The sequence below is a fragment of the Marilutibacter penaei genome (genome assembly GCF_014145395.1).
In the GTDB taxonomy this organism is placed as follows: domain Bacteria; phylum Pseudomonadota; class Gammaproteobacteria; order Xanthomonadales; family Xanthomonadaceae; genus Marilutibacter; species Marilutibacter penaei.
Window position 1 is genome coordinate 130,361 of sequence record NZ_JACHTE010000006.1, and the last position, 14,958, is coordinate 145,318.

The following is a 14,958-nucleotide window of genomic DNA, read 5'->3' on the forward strand; positions in this document are numbered from 1 at the left end:
CCCATGGTCGCACGCCTCCAGTGCATCACGTCGTGGCGACGGCGATCGCGGCATGGTCTGGCCGGCACGCCGCAGGAGTCCCGCCATGCCCGTCGAAGCCCGCTCTGACATCCCGGTCCCCCTGCCGGACGAGGTGGACGTCGCCATCATCGGTGCCGGTACGGCCGGGATGGCCGCCTATCGCCAGGTCCGCAAGCACACCGATCGCGTGGCCCTGATCGAAGGCGGTCCGTTCGGTACCACCTGCGCACGGGTCGGGTGCATGCCGTCCAAGTTGCTAATCGCGCCCGCGGAGGCCCGGCACCGGCTCGCGGTGTTGCCGGCGTTCGGCATCCACAGCGATGCCGGCACCGTGGACGGGCGCGCGGTGATGCAGCGGGTACGCGACGAGCGCGACCGGTTCGTGGGTTTCGTGCAGGCGGCGGTGGAGGGCTTCGACCCGGCCCATGTCATCCGGGCGCGGGCCCGTTTCGAGGATCCCCACACCCTGCGCCTGCAACTGCCCGGCAACGGGACCGGGGGTGCGGTGGCACGCCTGAGGGCGGGACGTATCGTGATCGCCACCGGTTCCCGCCCCGCGGTGCCCGACATGTTGCGTGCGGCGGGCGACCGCCTGCTGACCAGCGACGACATCTTCGACTGGGACACGTTGCCGGGCTCGGTCGCGGTGTTCGGGGCGGGCGTGATCGGGCTGGAACTGGGCCAGGCCCTGCACCGGCTCGGCGTGCGCGTACGGCTGTTCGGGCGGGGCGGCGAACTCGCCGGCATCAGCGACCCGGCGGTGCGCGAACGTGCGGTCGGGATCCTGTCCGATGACCTCCCGATGAGCCTGGATGCACGCGACGTGACGGTGTCGCGCGATGGCGACGCGGTGGCGGTCCGCTTCCGGGACCCCGGCACCGGGCCGTGCAACGAGCCGTTCGAGTGGGTGCTCGCCACCACCGGGCGCCGCCCCAATGTCGACGACCTGGGACTGGAGCATGCTGGACTGGAACGCGACGGCCGCGGCGTGCCCGTGTTCGACCGCCACAGCCTGCGCGCGGGCGACAGCCACGTCTTCGTGGCCGGCGATGCCAACGACGACCTGCCCCTGCTGCACGAGGCGGCGGACGAGGGCCGGATCGCGGGGGAGAACGCCGCGCGCTTCCCGGAAGTCCTGCGACAGGATCGCCGCACGCCGCTCGGGATCGTCTTCTGCGATCCGCAGATCGCCTTCGTCGGACAGCGCCATGCGGCGCTGGAGCAGGCGGGGGTGGAGTTCGAAGTGGGCGAGGTGGCCTTCGAGGACCAGGGGCGGGCGCGCGTCATGCAGGTCAACCACGGCCTGCTGCGCGTGTACGGCGAGCGGGAGAGCGGCCTGTTGCTGGGCGCGGAGATGATCGGGCCGGCCGGTGAGCATCTCGCACATCTCCTGGCCTGGGCGATCCAGGCGCGCCTGACCGTGGGCCAGGTGCTGGAAATGCCGTTCTACCATCCGGTGATCGAGGAGGGCGTCCGCACTGCGCTGCGCCTCCTGAACGAGGCGCTGGGCATGGGGCCGCACCCGCCCCCGCGCTGCATCGACTGCGGCCCGGGCGCCTGAGGGCCCGTCCGGGGGCTTGCGCTAGCATGTGGGCCCGCGCGCCGCGCGGGTTCCCCTGATCCCCGGGCACACAGGCAGATTCCGATGCGCATCGCCAGCTGGAACGTCAATTCCCTCAACGTCCGCCTGCCGCACCTGCATCAATGGCTGGCCGACGCCACGCCCGACATCGTTGGCCTGCAGGAAACCAAGCTCGAAGACCCGCGCTTCCCCGACACGGCGTTGCTGGAGCGGGGGTACCGCAGCGTGTTCTCGGGGCAGAAGACCTACAACGGCGTGGCCCTCCTCTCGCGCGAGCCCGCGCTGGACGTCCAGATGGGCATTCCCGGGTTCGAGGACGAACAGAAGCGGGCAATCGCGGCGACGGTCGGCGACCTGCGCATCGTCAACCTGTACGTCGTCAACGGTCAGGACGTCGGCACCGACAAGTATGCCTACAAGCTGCGCTGGCTGGCGGCGGTACACGACTGGCTGGCCGCCGAGATCCAGGCGCATCCCCGGCTGGTGGTGATGGGCGATTTCAACATCGCACCGGACGCGCGTGACGTGCACGATCCCGAGGTCTGGAACGAGGACCACATCCTTACCTCCACCGCCGAGCGGGACGCCCTGCGGCGGCTGTATGCACTGGGCCTGCACGATGCCTACCGCCTGCACCACGAGGCCGGTGGCGTGTTCAGCTGGTGGGATTACCGGCAGGCGGGGTTTCGTCGGGACCGGGGCCTGCGCATCGACCTGACCCTGGTGTCGGACGCGCTGAAGCCAAAGTGCCGCGATGCCGGCATCGACCGCGAACCGCGGACCTGGGAACGCCCGAGCGACCACGCGCCGGCGTGGGTCGCGCTCGACGTCTAGCCGACCGCAGGCCTGCAAGGGCCGCCCTGGAGGGCATTGGCGGGCGGACGAAAAAAAGCCCGGGTTTCCCCGGGCTTCACGGATCAGGCCAGCCGTTCGACGCGATCAGCGCACGCGGCCGCGCCGGAACAGGTTCACGATCGCCAGCAGGATGATGGCGCCGATCAGGGCGGTCACCAGGTAACCGATCCAGCCGCCGAACTGGAGGCCCACCATCGGCAGCAGGAATCCGCCGAGGAAGCCGCCGATGATGCCGACGACGATGTTCAGGATGATGCCTTGCTGGCCATCGGTCCGCATGACCATGCTCGCGAGCCAGCCGGCAATGCCGCCGACGATCAACATGATGATGAATTCCACGGGTTTCACTCCTCGGGCTTGGGGTGGGGGGTGGGACCCGCCGCGGCGGGCTGGCGACACTCTCTCCCGGGGCACGTGACGGAAGCGTCTTGTCTGTCCGGCCCGCCCTTCAGGTTTGTGAGGCGCCCTTCACCATGGCCAGCAAGGCCTCGCGGGGCAGCTTGCCGGTCTCGTTGCGGGGCAGCGCGTCGACGCAGAACAGCGGACGCGGCAGGAACACCGGATCGACCGCGGCACGCAGCGCACGGATGAGCTCCGCCGGCTGCCGGCCCGGCGCCACCACCAGCGCGGCGATCCGCCGCACCCCGGCGGCATCCGCCTCGTCGAGCTGGAACACCACGCCATCGCGCACGCCCTCGACGTCGAGCAGCTTGCGGGTGAGGTCGCCGAGTGAGGCACGCTTCCCGGCGATCTCCAGCAGGTCGCTGTTGCGCCCGTGCAGGACGAATCCCCCCTCCGGGTGCAGCGCCACCAGGTCGGCCAGCACCACGGGTGCGGCCAGGTGCGGGGCCGTGACCGCCGTGCCGTCGGGCCGGGGTTGCAGGCGGACCCCGGGCAACGGCTGCCAGGCCGCCTCGCGGGCGGTGCGCCGTCGCGCGATCACGCAGGTTTCGGTCGACCCGAACAGCTCCCGCACTTCGGCTCCGAACCGCTGCTCGGCGCGCTCCGCGAGGGCGACCGGCAGCGGGGCAGTGGCCGAGACGATCCCGGCCAGGCGCGGCAACCGGAGACCCGATTCCACCAGCGCCCGGAGGTGGACCGGGGTGGTGACCAGCAGGGGCGGGCTCGGCGCGTCGGCGAGGGCGCCGGCGACGTCGCCGGGAAAGAACGGGCGTGCCGTGTGCAGGGCCACCGGTGCGAGCAGGGGCAGCAGCACCGACATCTCCATGCCATACATGTGCTGCGACGGCACCGTGGCCACCAGGGGCGTCGCCGGGCCGTCCAGCAGGTCGGCCAGCGCCGCCAGGTTCTGCGCCGTGCTCGCCCGGAAACCCGCCCAGGTCTTCGGGTTCGCACCCGGCTGGCCGGTGCTCCCGGAGGTGAAGCCGACCGCCACACGCTGCGTCCCGGCAATCCCCGGCGCGATGCGCGGGACGGCGGGCACCTGTCCGGCATCGGCGGCGCACAGGGCCTCGACCGCGGCATCGTGCAGGAGGTGGTGGCCCGGGTGGCGGCGACGGATCTCGTCGATCGCGGCTTCGGTACGGGCCGGCGGCAGCAGCGTGGTCTGGCCGCGGAGGGCAGCGGCGCCGAACGCCAGCAGGAAGCGGTAGCGGTCCTCGCACAGGTTGATCGCGTGGGGGCTGTCCGGCAGGCACGCGGCCAGGCGCGTCGCCTCGGCCAGGAAGGCGCCCCGGGTGATCGTCCGCTTGCCGTCGAACGCGAGCGTCGCCGACGGGTCGCCGACCACCAGGGGGTCGCGCGGCGCCGAACGTGGCGTGGCATTGGATGCGGCTGGCATCATGGGTCGGCCCTGCAGATTGTCCCTGGCGGCCAGGCCGCTCCCCTGCGCCTAGCTTACGCTGGGCAGACCCCGCCATGCCAAACCGTCCCATGCCGCTTCCGCCGCCGCCGTCCGTCGCCCTGCCGGTCCGCTGGACCTGGCTGCCGCGCCAGGCCGCCCGGCCGGCCGAGGCGCAGGTGCGGGACTGGCTCGCATCCGAACTCGGTGCCCCGGCCGCGAGCCTGCCGTTGCGCCGCGATGCCTGGCGTCGGCCCTGGGTGGACGCCCCCTTCGAGCAGCGCGATGTCAGCTGGAGCCACAGCGGCGACGGCCTGCTGGTCGCGCTGGGCCAGCAGGTGCGCGTGGGCATCGACCTGGAGCGTCGCCGGCCCCGCCCGCGCGCGCTGGCGCTGGCTGCGCGCTACTTCGATCCCGCCGAACACGCCTGGCTGGCCACCCTGCACGAGCCGCTGGCGCGTGAGCAGGCCTTCCTGCGCCTCTGGTGCGCCAAGGAGGCGGTGCTGAAAGCGCACGGTCGCGGCATCGCATTCGGCCTGGACCGCCTGCGCTTCGAGGAGGGCCCCGGGGGGCTGCGCCTGGTCGAGAGCCACCCCGACCTCGGATCGCCGGAGCGCTGGGCACTGCGCGAACTGGTGCCGGCGCCGGGCTACCTGGGCGCGGTGGCCTGGCGCCGCGAGGCCTGAACGCCGCCAGCCTTCATACTGATGCCGATGACCGCCGACCCGCTGCCCCCCGACCTCCGCCCCACGCTCGAGCAGGGCCTCCGCGCACTCGACCTGCCGCCGGCCCTGGCGCCGGCGCTGCTGGATTACCTGCGCCTGCTGCTGCGCTGGAACCAGACCTACAACCTCACCGCGATCCGCGACCCGCGCGAGATGCTGGTCAAGCACCTGCTGGATTCGCTGGCGATGCACCGTCACGTCGCGGAAATCGCCGACGCGGGCGGCGAGCTGGCCGACCTCGGCACCGGTCCCGGCCTGCCGGGCATCCCGCTGGCGATCGCCCGGCCCGGCCTGCGCGTGGCGCTGGTGGAAAGCAATGGCAAGAAGGCGCGCTTCCTGCGCGAAGCGGTGCGCAAGCTGGGGCTCGCCCCGCGCGTGCGCGTGCTGGAGTCGCGGATCGAGGCGGTGGACGAGGCCGGCCGCTTCGACGCGATCACCGCGCGCGCGCTGGCCACCCTGCCGCTGATCCTCCAGCTGGGCGGCCACCTGCTGCGTCCCGACGGACGGTTGCTGGCGATGAAGGGCGTCCATCCGGTGGATGAGATCGCCACGCTGCCCGAGGGCTGGGCGGTGCAGGCGAGCGAGCCGCTGTCGGTACCGGGGCTGGAGGCTGAACGCCACCTCGTGATCGTCGCCCGCGAGGACGCCCCCGGCTGAAGCTTCGACGCCCGTCAAGCGGTCCGAGGTGGGACACACCGGCCGAGGCGGGCATAATCCCCAGTCCGGCCCGTGGCCGGCCCGACGCCACCGGGCCTCCCGCGGGTGGCACGGACCGCCGACGAACCGCACCGCATGCCCGCAGGGGCACCCTCCGCACAGCAGGCGCTCACGCCAGGGGATACCGCCGAATGGCCCGCATCATCGCCATCGCCAACCAGAAGGGCGGGGTCGGCAAGACCACCACCGCCGTCAACCTGGCCGCCGGACTGGCGCGCACGCCGAAGAAGGTGCTGCTGATCGACCTCGATCCGCAGGGCAACGCGACCATGGGCAGCGGGGTGGACAAGCGCGAGCTCGAGAACTCCATCTGCGACGTGCTGCTGGGCGAGGCCACCGCGGCCGACGCCATCGTGCGCACCGTCGAGGACTTCGACCTGCTGCCGGGCAACATCGACCTGACCGCCGCCGAGATCCAGCTGATGGAGCGCGACGGCCGCGAGCAGCACCTCAAGCGTGCGCTGGCCGATGTCGCGGGCAACTACGACTACGTCCTCATCGACTGTCCGCCGGCACTGTCGCTGCTGACCCTCAACGCGCTGACCGCCGCCGACTCGGTGATCGTGCCGATGCAGTGCGAGTACTACGCGCTGGAAGGCATCAGCGCGCTGCTGGAGACCATCGAGGCGATCCGCCAGCGGCTCAACCCGAGCCTCGAGATCGAGGGCGTGCTGCGGACCATGTTCGACGTGCGCAACAACCTCGCCAACGCAGTCTCCGCCGAACTCACGAACCATTTCGGCGACAAGGTGTTCCGCACCATCGTGCCGCGCAACGTGCGCCTGGCCGAGGCGCCCAGCCACGGCCAGAGCATCGTCGGCTACGACCGCGGCAGCCGGGGCGGCATCGCCTACCTCGGCCTGGCCGGCGAAGTCATCCGCCGGCAGCGCGAGCGTGAGCGCGCCGCGACGGCGCCGGAGGTCGCGGCATGACCACGTCCAGGACGGCGGCGAAGGGCGCGGCGAAGAAGAAGGGCCTGGGCCGCGGCCTGGAAGCCCTGCTCGGGCCGAAGGCCGCCGAAGCGCCGGCGCTGGAGGCCGCGCCCGGCGACGTCCTGCGCAGCCTGCCCATGGATGCGCTGACCGCGGGCAAGTACCAGCCGCGCAAGCACTGGGACGAAGACAAGCTCGACGAGCTGGCCGAATCGATCAAGGCCCAGGGCGTGATCCAGCCGATCGTCGTGCGCGAGATCGCCGAACGCGGCGGCAAGACCTACGAGATCATCGCGGGCGAACGGCGCTGGCGGGCCAGCCAGCGTGCCGGATTGCTGGAGATCCCGGCGGTGGTGCGCGAGGTCGACGACCGCACCGTCGTCGCGATGGCGCTGATCGAGAACATCCAGCGCGAGGACCTCAATCCGCTGGAAGAGGCGCAGGCCCTGCAGCGCCTCATCGACGAGTTCGACCTGACCCACGCGCAGACGGCCGAGGCGGTGGGCCGTTCGCGCGCCGCGGTGTCCAACCTGTTGCGCCTGCTGGAGCTGCCACCGGAAATCCGCGTACTGGTCGAGACCCGCGCGCTGGAGATGGGCCATGCCCGCGCCTTGCTGACGCTGGCCCCGCAGGCCGCGGTGGCGCTGGCACGGCAGGCGGCCGAACACGGTTGGTCGGTGCGCGAGGTGGAGCATCGCGTGCAACAGCTCGCCGCGGGCAAGGTGCCGGCAGGCGGCAAGCCGAAGCCGGCGAGGGTCGCGCCGCAGGCCGATATCGTCTCCCTCGAGCGCCAGCTGTCGGAAAGCCTGAACACCCGCGTCAACGTGCTGCACGGTCGCGGCGGAAAGGGGCGCCTGGTCATCCACTACAGCGATCTCGACGCACTGGACGGCGTCCTCGAGAAGCTGCGCGGCCCGCAGCCCGACTGAGCGTCTGGCGCCACCGGAGCCTCGTGACGTGACCGAACGCCGTTATCGCGTGGCCCTGCGCGCCACGCATCCGCGCGCCGACCTGGCGCCGCTGTTCAACCGGCTGGGGCTGCATCCCAGCCGTCATTGGCGGGCGGGCGAGCCGCGCGCCCGCGGGGGCGTCCACGGCGACAGCTACGCCACTGCGCCGCTGGACACCGCCGGGACTGCGGGCCGGGAGGCGGTCGACCTCGCCCAGCAGCTGCGCCTCGAGCTCGACCGCCTGGCCCCGCACCAGCCACTGCTGCAGGCACTGGTCGCCGAAGGCGGCCGTTGCGAACTGGCGATCAGCCTGCCCGCCGATCCCGGCTACGGTTTCGATCTCGGCCCATGGCTGTGCGAGGCCGTCGCGCGGCTGCGCCTGTCGCTGTCCTTCGATATCCAGCCCGCTCCGTCCGGGCGCCTACCCTGACCCGAGCGCCATGAACGACACCGTCCCGCCCGTCCTCGTCACCGGCGCCGCCGGATTCATCGGCGCGCACGTATGCCGTGCACTGCGTACGCGCGGCGAGGCCGTCATCGGCCTCGACAACTTCAATGCCTATTACGATCCCCAGCTGAAGCGCGACCGCGTCGCCGCGCTGTGCCCGGATGTCGACATCCGCACGCTCGACCTGACCGACCGGGAGGGCCTCGCCGCGCTGTTCGATGAGTGCCGCTTCGTCCGCGTGGTCCACCTGGCCGCGCAGGCCGGGGTGCGCTACTCGCTGACCCATCCGCACGATTACGTCGACAGCAACCTCGCCGGCTTCGTCAACCTGCTGGAGCTGTGCCGGCACCGAGGCGTCGAACACCTGGCCTATGCCAGTTCCTCGTCGGTCTACGGCGATTCGGCCACGCCGCCGTTCTCCGAAGACCAGCGCATCGACAAGCCGCGCTCGCTGTACGCCGCGACCAAGGCGGCGAACGAGCTGATGGGCTACACCTACGCGCAGCTGTATGGCCTGCGCGCCACCGGCCTGCGCTTCTTCACCGTCTACGGACCGTGGGGCCGGCCGGACATGGCGCCGCTGCTGTTCTCGCGCGCGGTGCTGGCCGGACGGCCGATCGACGTGTTCAACAACGGCCGCATGCGTCGGGACTTCACCTGGATCGACGACATCGTCGACGGCGTGCTGGCCGCGCTCGACCACCCGCCGCCGGCCTGCGTGGACGGCGTGCCGCCGCACCGCGTGTTCAACCTCGGCAACCACACGCCGGTGGAGCTGGAGCATTTCATCGCGGTGATCGAACGCGCCGCCGGCCGCGCCGCCGAGAAGGTCTACAAGCCGATGCAACCCGGCGACATGGTCGAGACCATGGCCGACACCGCGCGCGCCCACGACGCACTCGGTTTCGAGCCGCGCACCGCGATCGAGGACGGTTTGCCCGAGGTGGTGGAATGGTGCCGCGCGTATTTCGGCGAGCGCGCCTGATCCGTCGTCCATTGGGGCGCCGTTCGGCCAATCTCCCGCCAGGGCGGTAGGATGTGCGCGCCATGCCCGCGAGGGCCCGGCGCATCGCCCGCCGTCGCCAGGACGGCCCCTTGAGCGTCCATCCCGATGAGCCAGACCGATCCCCAGCTCTCCGTCGTCGTGCCCGTGTTCAACGAGCGCGACAACGTCGCCCCCCTCGTGCACGAGATCACGGCCGCGCTGCGCGGCGTGGTGCCGTTCGAGATCGTCTACGTCGATGACCATTCGCGCGACGACACGTTGGACGTGCTGCGCGCGCTGAAGGCCGGGGTGCCCGAGTTGCGCGTGGTCCACCACGTCACCCAGAGCGGGCAGAGCACCGCCGTGCGCAATGGCGTCAAGGCCGCGCGGGCGCCGTGGATCGCCACCCTGGACGGCGACGGCCAGAACGACCCGGCCGACATCCCCAAACTGCTGCGTGAACGAGACCGTGTCGACCCCACCGTGAAGCTGTTCGCCGGCTGGCGGGTCGACCGCCAGGACAGCGGCAGCAAGCGCTGGGCCTCGAAATGGGCCAATGCGATCCGCACCCGCATGCTGCGCGACGACACTCCGGACACCGGCTGCGGGATCAAGCTGTTCGAGCGCGAGGCCTTCCTCGAGCTGCCGCATTTCGACCACATGCACCGTTACCTGCCGGCGCTGATGCAGCGCGCGGGCCACGGGACCGTGAGCGTCCCGGTGAACCACCGCCACCGCACCGCGGGCGTGTCCAAATACAACAACCTGGGCCGCGCGCTGGTCGGCATCAGCGACCTGCGTGGCGTGGCCTGGCTGATCAAGCGCGGCAAGGTGACCCGCACCGAGGAGTTCTGAGCCATGGGCGATTTCATGAACGACCCGATCGGGTGGCTGGAGTGGACCGGCATCCACATGTCGCCGTGGAAGCTGATCGGCCTGACCGGCGCACTGATGTTCGGCGGGCGCTGGGTGGTCCAGTTCGTCGCTTCGCGCCGGCACGGCAAGCCGGTGATCCCGCGGCTGTTCTGGTACATGAGCCTGTGCGGCAGCGCGATGACCCTCAGCTACTTCCTGTTCTCGCAGAAGCAGGATGCGGTCGGCGTGATCCAGAACCTGTTCCCCTCGTTCACCGCCGCCTACAGCCTGTACCTCGACATCCGCCACCGCGGCTGGCACCGCGACCGCGCCAGCCACTGAGCCGGCCACCGGGCCAACCGCCCGGCCGTTCCGGCACATCCGGCGCTGCTGCCGGGGTGAGAGAATCGGGTTTTCGTGCCGACGAACCCGAACCCCGATGCGCCGAGCTGCCCTGTTGCCCCTCCCGCTGGTCCTCGCGACCGCCCTCGCCAGCGCGCTGGCCCTCGCCACACCGGCGACCGATGTCGCCGCGGACGGGTCCACGACCGCCGCCACGGCCAGCGCCGCCGACACCCGCTTCGAGTCGATCTACACGAAAGAATGGGAATGGCGCCAGCGCGAGTTCGGCGGCGCGGACGAGGACAACGAGGGCGAAGCGGCCAACCGCACGATGCCGCGCGTGGATGCCGCGAGCCAGCAGGCACGCCTCGCCGTCTGGGAGGGCGTGATCGCCGAGCTGGACGCGCTGGACGCGGACGCGCTGTCCGCCGCGAACCGGATCAACTATGCCGTGTACCGCCGCCAGGTCGAGGACCTCGCCGCGGAAGTGCGCATGCGCGACTACGAGATGCCGTTCAACTCGGACTCCTCGTTCTGGTCGAACCTCGGTTTCATGGCACGCACGCGTTTCGATGATGCCAAGGACGCCGAGGCCTACATCGCCCGCCTCGAGGACGTGCCGCGATACTTCGATGACCAGGTCGCCAACATGCGGGCCGGGCTCGCACGGGGCTTCAGCGTGCCGCGCGCCGTGCTCGACGGCCGCGAGGTGTCCATCGCCGCGACCGCCGACCTCGACGATCCCACCCAGGCGAACGTCTATGCGCCGTTCCGCGAGTTGCCGGCGCGGATCCCCGCGGCCGAACAGGGGCGCCTGCGCGCCGCCGCCCAGGCCGCCATCCGCGACCGCGTGATCCCGGCCTTCCGTGATCTGCGGGTGTTCTTCGTCGAAGAGTACGTGCCGAATGCGCGGACCACGCTCGGTGCCTCGGAGATGCCGGGCGGCGCAGCCTGGTACCAGCAGCAGATCCACCACTACACGACGCTCGACCTGACACCGGACCAGATCCACCGCATCGGCCTGGACGAGGTCGCGCGCATCCAGGCGGAGATGGACGCGATCATCGCCAAGGTAGGCTTCGAGCCGCCCGCGGGCCAGGAGACCTCCCCGGCCTTCCTGCATTTCCTGCGCACCGATCCCCGGTTCTACGTCGACACCCCGCAGGCGCTGCTGGAGCGCGCGGCGTGGATCGCCAAGCGCGTGGACGGCGAGGTCGGCAAGTTCATCGGCACCCTGCCGCGCGCGCGCTTCACCATCATCAAGGTGCCGGACGACATCGCCCCGTTCTGGACCGCCGGCCGTGGCGGCCCCGGCACCTACTGGCTGAACACCTACGACCTGCCGTCGCGCCCCCTGTACAACCTGCCGGCGCTGACCCTGCACGAAGCCTCGCCGGGCCATGCCCTGCAGGGGGCGCTGGCGCGCGAACAGACCGGCCAGCCGGCGTTCCGCCGCCAGTCCTACATCTCCGCCTATGGCGAAGGCTGGGCGCTGTACACCGAGAAGCTCGGGCAGGAGATGGGCATCTACGAGACGCCCTACGAGGAGTTCGGGCGCCTGACCTACGAGATGTGGCGCGCCTGCCGGCTGGTGATCGACACCGGCGTGCACGCCCAGGGCTGGAGCCGCGACCAGGCGCTGGCCTACCTGCGTGACCGCACCGCGCTGAGCGAGCACGAGGTCACCACCGAGGTCGACCGCTACATCTCCTGGCCCGCGCAGGCGCTGAGCTACAAGCTGGGCGAGATCGCGATCGTCCGCCTGCGCGGCGAGGCCGAGCGCGAACTCGGCGATCGCTTCGACATCAAGGCCTTCCACGATGCCGTGCTGCGCCAGGGCTCGCTGCCGCTGCCGGTGCTGGAGGCCGAAGTGCGGGCCTGGATCGCGGAGACGAAGGCCGCCGGGGACGACGCGCAGGAAAGCGCCGCCGGCTGAACCGTCCGGCTGGGCTCCCCGGCCCCGGCTTGTGGATAAGTCTTGCGCCGGCGGGCGGGCACGTGCATAATGCTCGGCTCGCTGTGTCCGGTGGGTTCCTCCGTGGGAACCGCCGGGTGGCCCGGGAATGCGATCCCGACCACCGCTGGCAGCGCGATCCGTCCACCTGCATCGCATGTCGCCCCGGGAATCCGGCCGGCGGCGGGGCCGACGCCTCCCTGGCCAAGGGAAGCTCCATACACCTACGAGGTGCGTAATGTCCCGAGTATGCCAAGTCACCGGCAAGCGTACGACGACCGGCAACAACGTCTCGCACGCGATGAACAAGACCCGTCGCCGTTTCCTCCCGAACCTGCATGAGCGCCGGTTCTGGGTTGCCAGCGAAAACCGCTGGGTGAAGCTGCGCGTTTCCACCAAGGCCCTGCGCACCATCGACAAGAAGGGCATCGATGCCGTTCTCGCCGAGCTCCGTGCCCGCGGCGAAAAGATCTGAGGAGACCTGACCCATGCCTTCCAAGCGCGACAAGATCCGCCTGATCTCCTCGGCCGGCACCGGCCACTTCTACACCACCGACAAGAACAAGAAGAACACGCCGAACAAGATGGAGGTCAAGAAGTACGACCCCGTCGTCCGGAAGCACGTGATGTACAAGGAAGGCAAGATCAAGTGATCTGACGGGCCGTCGAGGCCCTGCCGACCTGCCCCGGTATTCCCGGGGATGCAATGGCCCGCCTTGGCGGGCCATTGTCGTTTTCGCGGGGCCTGCCCGGCGGGGCATGGAGGGGCGCCAGCGCGGCCGGCAGGGGCATCCCCGATGCGGGGTGCCCCTTCGCCTGTCAGGGCGTGTCCAGCCAGAGGGTGTAACTGCCGCTGCCCGCATAGGCCAGCACGCGCCAGTAGTAGTAGCCCGCGCTTCCGTTGTAGGTCACCGACTCTTCGCTGGTGGGACCGGCCGATGATGCGACCCGGGACCAGCCCGAACCGTTCCAGCGATACAGCTCCAGGTCGAAGTCGCTGCCGGCCGGGCCCCGCAACCACGCCCTCTGGGCGCCCGCCACCGAGGTGTAGTACGTGCCATTGGGCTGTACCGCGGTGCTGCCGGTGCCCGACAGGCTGCCGGTGTAGGCATCGCAGCCGGTGCAGGGCGCGCCCCCCGAGGTCGCGTGGTTCGCCAGCAGCGTCAGGCCGTTGAACGCGCTGTAGCCGCGGAGCATCACGTGCCAGGTGCCGGCTTGCGGACTGGCGAAGCTGCAGCTTTCCGCGTTGCCGTTGCGATACGGGCGGCAGTCGTAGGCCGAGGCGGTGGGGGCCGCACCGAACCGGACGTACAGGTCCGCATCGCCACTGCCGCCGCTGGTGGTGAACGTCAGGTTGCTTGCGCCGGCCGGCACGGCAAGGGTGAAGCGGGTCTCGCTGCCGGAGACCCCGTTGACGGTGACCGGCACGCCCCGCTGCAGGCTGCCGGGCGTCGGATCCGGGCCGGGCGTGCCGCCGCCATCGTCACCGTCGGGCACTTGGTTGTTGAAATACCCGGCGACCTGCGGCCAGATGCGCGAGATCTTGGCCCCCTGGTTGTTGCAGCCGCCCAGGTGGTGCAGGGCGATGACCTTGTTGGAGCTGCGCGAGATCACCGGCGAACCGGAACTGCCGCCCTCGGTGTCGCAGGTGTAACCGATGTCGCTGCCGGGGCTGCCGCTGGTGCCCGAGCCATTGGTGCTCTTGACCGCGCACATGGCGCTGCCGTCCATCACGCCCAGCTCCTTGCGCCGCCCTCCCGGATGCTGCGCGATGTAGAGCCCGTCGCCGACCGACAGCGCGCCGGTATCCAGGCCGAGGTAGCCGAACGGGGCCAGCGACGCGAAATCGTTGACGGTGAACAGGGTGTAGTCGAGCGGGGCGTCGGTCTTCAGCATCTGGTCGCCCGTCACCTTGGTGACGGCGCCGGTGGTGCTGCCGCTGCAGGTCGCGAGCTGGTAGTTGAACCAGAACTCCGCCCCGCTGACACCCGACTGGGTCGAAATGCAGTGGTTGTTGGTGAACAGGCGGTTGTCCGGTCCCACCCGCCACACGGTGCACAGGCTGCCGCTGCTGCTGAGCATGCGCCCGACCGGCCGCGAGCGGTCGTGGGCGGCGGGGTCGCTGTCCACGTAGCAGGCGACCGGCCGCTTGTCGTCGGTGCCACAGATCGACTGCGTGCCGATCTGTCCGGCGGGCGTCAGCAGGCCGTCCCCCTGCAGGCCCTGCAGCATGTCCTCCGGATAGCCTTCCAGGTAACTGCTGATGTCCACGCTGTGGCGGGTTTCCCAGGGCTCGGTGGCGGTTCCCACCAGGCGCAGGATCGCGACCGGTCCGCTGATCGACATCGCGGAGAAGCTGCTGATGCCGTTCTGGCCCAGCGAGGCATCGACGGTGTGGGCATCCCGATGCGACTGGCCATAGCGGTAGACCTCGCTGCCATCGGCATTGGAAACCTCAAGCACCACGCCGGCGGGCAGCTCGAAATGGTCGAAATGCACCTTGATGAACGCGGCGTCGGGCGTCTCGATCACGGTCTGGTCGGCGGTGGAGGCCGTTGAGGTCGTGGCCCCGGCACTGGCGGGGCGGCGAAGGACCACGCGCTTGTTGCGCGGGGTGCCCACCACGATCGGCGCGGGCCGCGGTGCCGAAGTCGGCTTGATGTCCGCCGCGTGGGCGGGCGTCACCGTGCCGCCCAGGGCCAGCGACAGGGCGAGCGACAGCGCGGCCGCGGGTGCGGCGAGGATCGCCGCTGGGATCGGCGTCTGGTTCGGATTCATCATGTTCTCTCCC

16 protein-coding genes are annotated in these 14,958 nt (G+C 70.8%); 13 read left to right on the plus strand and 3 right to left on the minus strand.

Annotation, left to right across the window (positions count from 1 at the left end; all coding sequences use genetic code 11):
- The first annotated feature begins 85 nt into the window (after window positions 1–85).
- Window positions 86–1,582 (plus strand): dihydrolipoyl dehydrogenase, encoded by a 1,497-nt coding sequence (locus tag H4F99_RS09620; protein WP_182669522.1) that lies wholly within the window; start codon window positions 86–88, stop codon window positions 1,580–1,582.
- A gap of 84 nt (window positions 1,583–1,666) precedes the next feature.
- Complete coding sequence (gene xth / locus H4F99_RS09625) at window positions 1,667–2,437, plus strand: exodeoxyribonuclease III (protein WP_182669523.1); 771 nt, start codon at window positions 1,667–1,669, stop codon at window positions 2,435–2,437.
- Between the two features lie 105 nt (window positions 2,438–2,542).
- Here xth and H4F99_RS09630 read toward each other — a convergent pair whose 3' ends face one another.
- Window positions 2,543–2,797, minus strand: coding sequence for a GlsB/YeaQ/YmgE family stress response membrane protein (locus tag H4F99_RS09630; protein ID WP_182669524.1), 255 nt, complete (start codon window positions 2,795–2,797; stop codon window positions 2,543–2,545).
- A gap of 109 nt (window positions 2,798–2,906) precedes the next feature.
- Window positions 2,907–4,259 (minus strand): AMP-binding protein, encoded by a 1,353-nt coding sequence (locus tag H4F99_RS09635; protein ID WP_182669675.1) that lies wholly within the window; start codon window positions 4,257–4,259, stop codon window positions 2,907–2,909.
- Window positions 4,260–4,336: 77 nt separating this feature from the next.
- On the opposite strand from H4F99_RS09635, the gene H4F99_RS09640 reads away from it, so the two are divergent.
- The 11 genes from H4F99_RS09640 to rpmG all read left to right on the plus strand — a co-directional run bounded on the left by H4F99_RS09640 (window position 4,337) and on the right by rpmG (window position 12,820).
- Window positions 4,337–4,945 carry a 4'-phosphopantetheinyl transferase family protein gene (locus tag H4F99_RS09640; RefSeq protein ID WP_182669525.1) on the plus strand — a complete coding sequence of 203 codons (609 nt, stop codon included), beginning with the start codon at window positions 4,337–4,339 and terminating at the stop codon, window positions 4,943–4,945.
- Between the two features lie 27 nt (window positions 4,946–4,972).
- Complete coding sequence (gene rsmG / locus H4F99_RS09645) at window positions 4,973–5,641, plus strand: 16S rRNA (guanine(527)-N(7))-methyltransferase RsmG (protein WP_182669526.1); 669 nt, start codon at window positions 4,973–4,975, stop codon at window positions 5,639–5,641.
- 191 nt (window positions 5,642–5,832) lie between these two features.
- A complete protein-coding gene (locus H4F99_RS09650) occupies window positions 5,833–6,633 on the plus strand; it encodes a ParA family protein (protein ID WP_182669527.1) in 801 nt (266 codons plus the stop codon).
- Window positions 6,630–7,562 (plus strand): ParB/RepB/Spo0J family partition protein, encoded by a 933-nt coding sequence (locus H4F99_RS09655; protein WP_182669528.1) that lies wholly within the window; start codon window positions 6,630–6,632, stop codon window positions 7,560–7,562. Before H4F99_RS09650 ends, H4F99_RS09655 begins: the two co-directional genes overlap by 4 nt.
- Window positions 7,563–7,590: 28 nt before the next feature.
- Window positions 7,591–8,013: a hypothetical protein gene (locus H4F99_RS09660; RefSeq protein ID WP_182669529.1), complete on the plus strand. Its 423-nt coding sequence runs from the start codon at window positions 7,591–7,593 to the stop codon at window positions 8,011–8,013.
- Between the two features lie 10 nt (window positions 8,014–8,023).
- The gene (locus H4F99_RS09665) at window positions 8,024–9,016 is read left to right on the plus strand and encodes an NAD-dependent epimerase/dehydratase family protein (RefSeq protein WP_182669530.1); all 993 of its coding nucleotides are present in this window, start codon (window positions 8,024–8,026) and stop codon (window positions 9,014–9,016) included.
- Window positions 9,017–9,142: 126 nt separating this feature from the next.
- A complete protein-coding gene (locus H4F99_RS09670) occupies window positions 9,143–9,871 on the plus strand; it encodes a glycosyltransferase family 2 protein (RefSeq protein ID WP_182669531.1) in 729 nt (242 codons plus the stop codon).
- A gap of 3 nt (window positions 9,872–9,874) precedes the next feature.
- Window positions 9,875–10,213: a lipid-A-disaccharide synthase N-terminal domain-containing protein gene (locus tag H4F99_RS09675; protein ID WP_182669532.1), complete on the plus strand. Its 339-nt coding sequence runs from the start codon at window positions 9,875–9,877 to the stop codon at window positions 10,211–10,213.
- 97 nt (window positions 10,214–10,310) lie between these two features.
- Window positions 10,311–12,149: a DUF885 domain-containing protein gene (locus tag H4F99_RS09680; protein ID WP_182669533.1), complete on the plus strand. Its 1,839-nt coding sequence runs from the start codon at window positions 10,311–10,313 to the stop codon at window positions 12,147–12,149.
- 256 nt (window positions 12,150–12,405) lie between these two features.
- Entirely contained in the window at window positions 12,406–12,642 is a 237-nt protein-coding gene (gene rpmB, locus H4F99_RS09685; RefSeq protein ID WP_182669534.1) for a 50S ribosomal protein L28, read from the plus strand.
- Between the two features lie 13 nt (window positions 12,643–12,655).
- Window positions 12,656–12,820, plus strand: a complete 165-nt coding sequence (rpmG, locus tag H4F99_RS09690) for a 50S ribosomal protein L33 (RefSeq protein WP_182669535.1) — start codon at window positions 12,656–12,658, stop codon at window positions 12,818–12,820.
- 166 nt (window positions 12,821–12,986) lie between these two features.
- Here the strand turns inward: rpmG and H4F99_RS14380 are convergent, their stop codons facing one another.
- Window positions 12,987–14,948: a serine protease gene (locus tag H4F99_RS14380; RefSeq protein WP_220481112.1), complete on the minus strand. Its 1,962-nt coding sequence runs from the start codon at window positions 14,946–14,948 to the stop codon at window positions 12,987–12,989.
- Between the last annotated feature and the right edge of the window lie 10 nt (window positions 14,949–14,958).

Bases quoted from the DNA above. Each gene is read 5' to 3' on its own strand.
- H4F99_RS09620 (WP_182669522.1), top strand. From the start codon at position 86: ATGCCCGTCGAAGCCCGCTCTGACATCCCGGTCCCCCTGCCGGACGAG.
- xth (WP_182669523.1), top strand. From the start codon at position 1,667: ATGCGCATCGCCAGCTGGAACGTCAATTCCCTCAACGTCCGCCTGCCG.
- H4F99_RS09635 (WP_182669675.1), bottom strand. From the start codon at position 4,259: ATGCCAGCCGCATCCAATGCCACGCCACGTTCGGCGCCGCGCGACCCC.
- H4F99_RS09640 (WP_182669525.1), top strand. From the start codon at position 4,337: ATGCCAAACCGTCCCATGCCGCTTCCGCCGCCGCCGTCCGTCGCCCTG.
- rsmG (WP_182669526.1), top strand. From the start codon at position 4,973: ATGACCGCCGACCCGCTGCCCCCCGACCTCCGCCCCACGCTCGAGCAG.
- H4F99_RS09650 (WP_182669527.1), top strand. From the start codon at position 5,833: ATGGCCCGCATCATCGCCATCGCCAACCAGAAGGGCGGGGTCGGCAAG.
- H4F99_RS09655 (WP_182669528.1), top strand. From the start codon at position 6,630: ATGACCACGTCCAGGACGGCGGCGAAGGGCGCGGCGAAGAAGAAGGGC.
- H4F99_RS09665 (WP_182669530.1), top strand. From the start codon at position 8,024: ATGAACGACACCGTCCCGCCCGTCCTCGTCACCGGCGCCGCCGGATTC.
- H4F99_RS09670 (WP_182669531.1), top strand. From the start codon at position 9,143: ATGAGCCAGACCGATCCCCAGCTCTCCGTCGTCGTGCCCGTGTTCAAC.
- H4F99_RS09675 (WP_182669532.1), top strand. From the start codon at position 9,875: ATGGGCGATTTCATGAACGACCCGATCGGGTGGCTGGAGTGGACCGGC.
- H4F99_RS09680 (WP_182669533.1), top strand. From the start codon at position 10,311: ATGCGCCGAGCTGCCCTGTTGCCCCTCCCGCTGGTCCTCGCGACCGCC.
- rpmB (WP_182669534.1), top strand. From the start codon at position 12,406: ATGTCCCGAGTATGCCAAGTCACCGGCAAGCGTACGACGACCGGCAAC.
- rpmG (WP_182669535.1), top strand. From the start codon at position 12,656: ATGCCTTCCAAGCGCGACAAGATCCGCCTGATCTCCTCGGCCGGCACC.
- H4F99_RS14380 (WP_220481112.1), bottom strand. From the start codon at position 14,948: ATGATGAATCCGAACCAGACGCCGATCCCAGCGGCGATCCTCGCCGCA.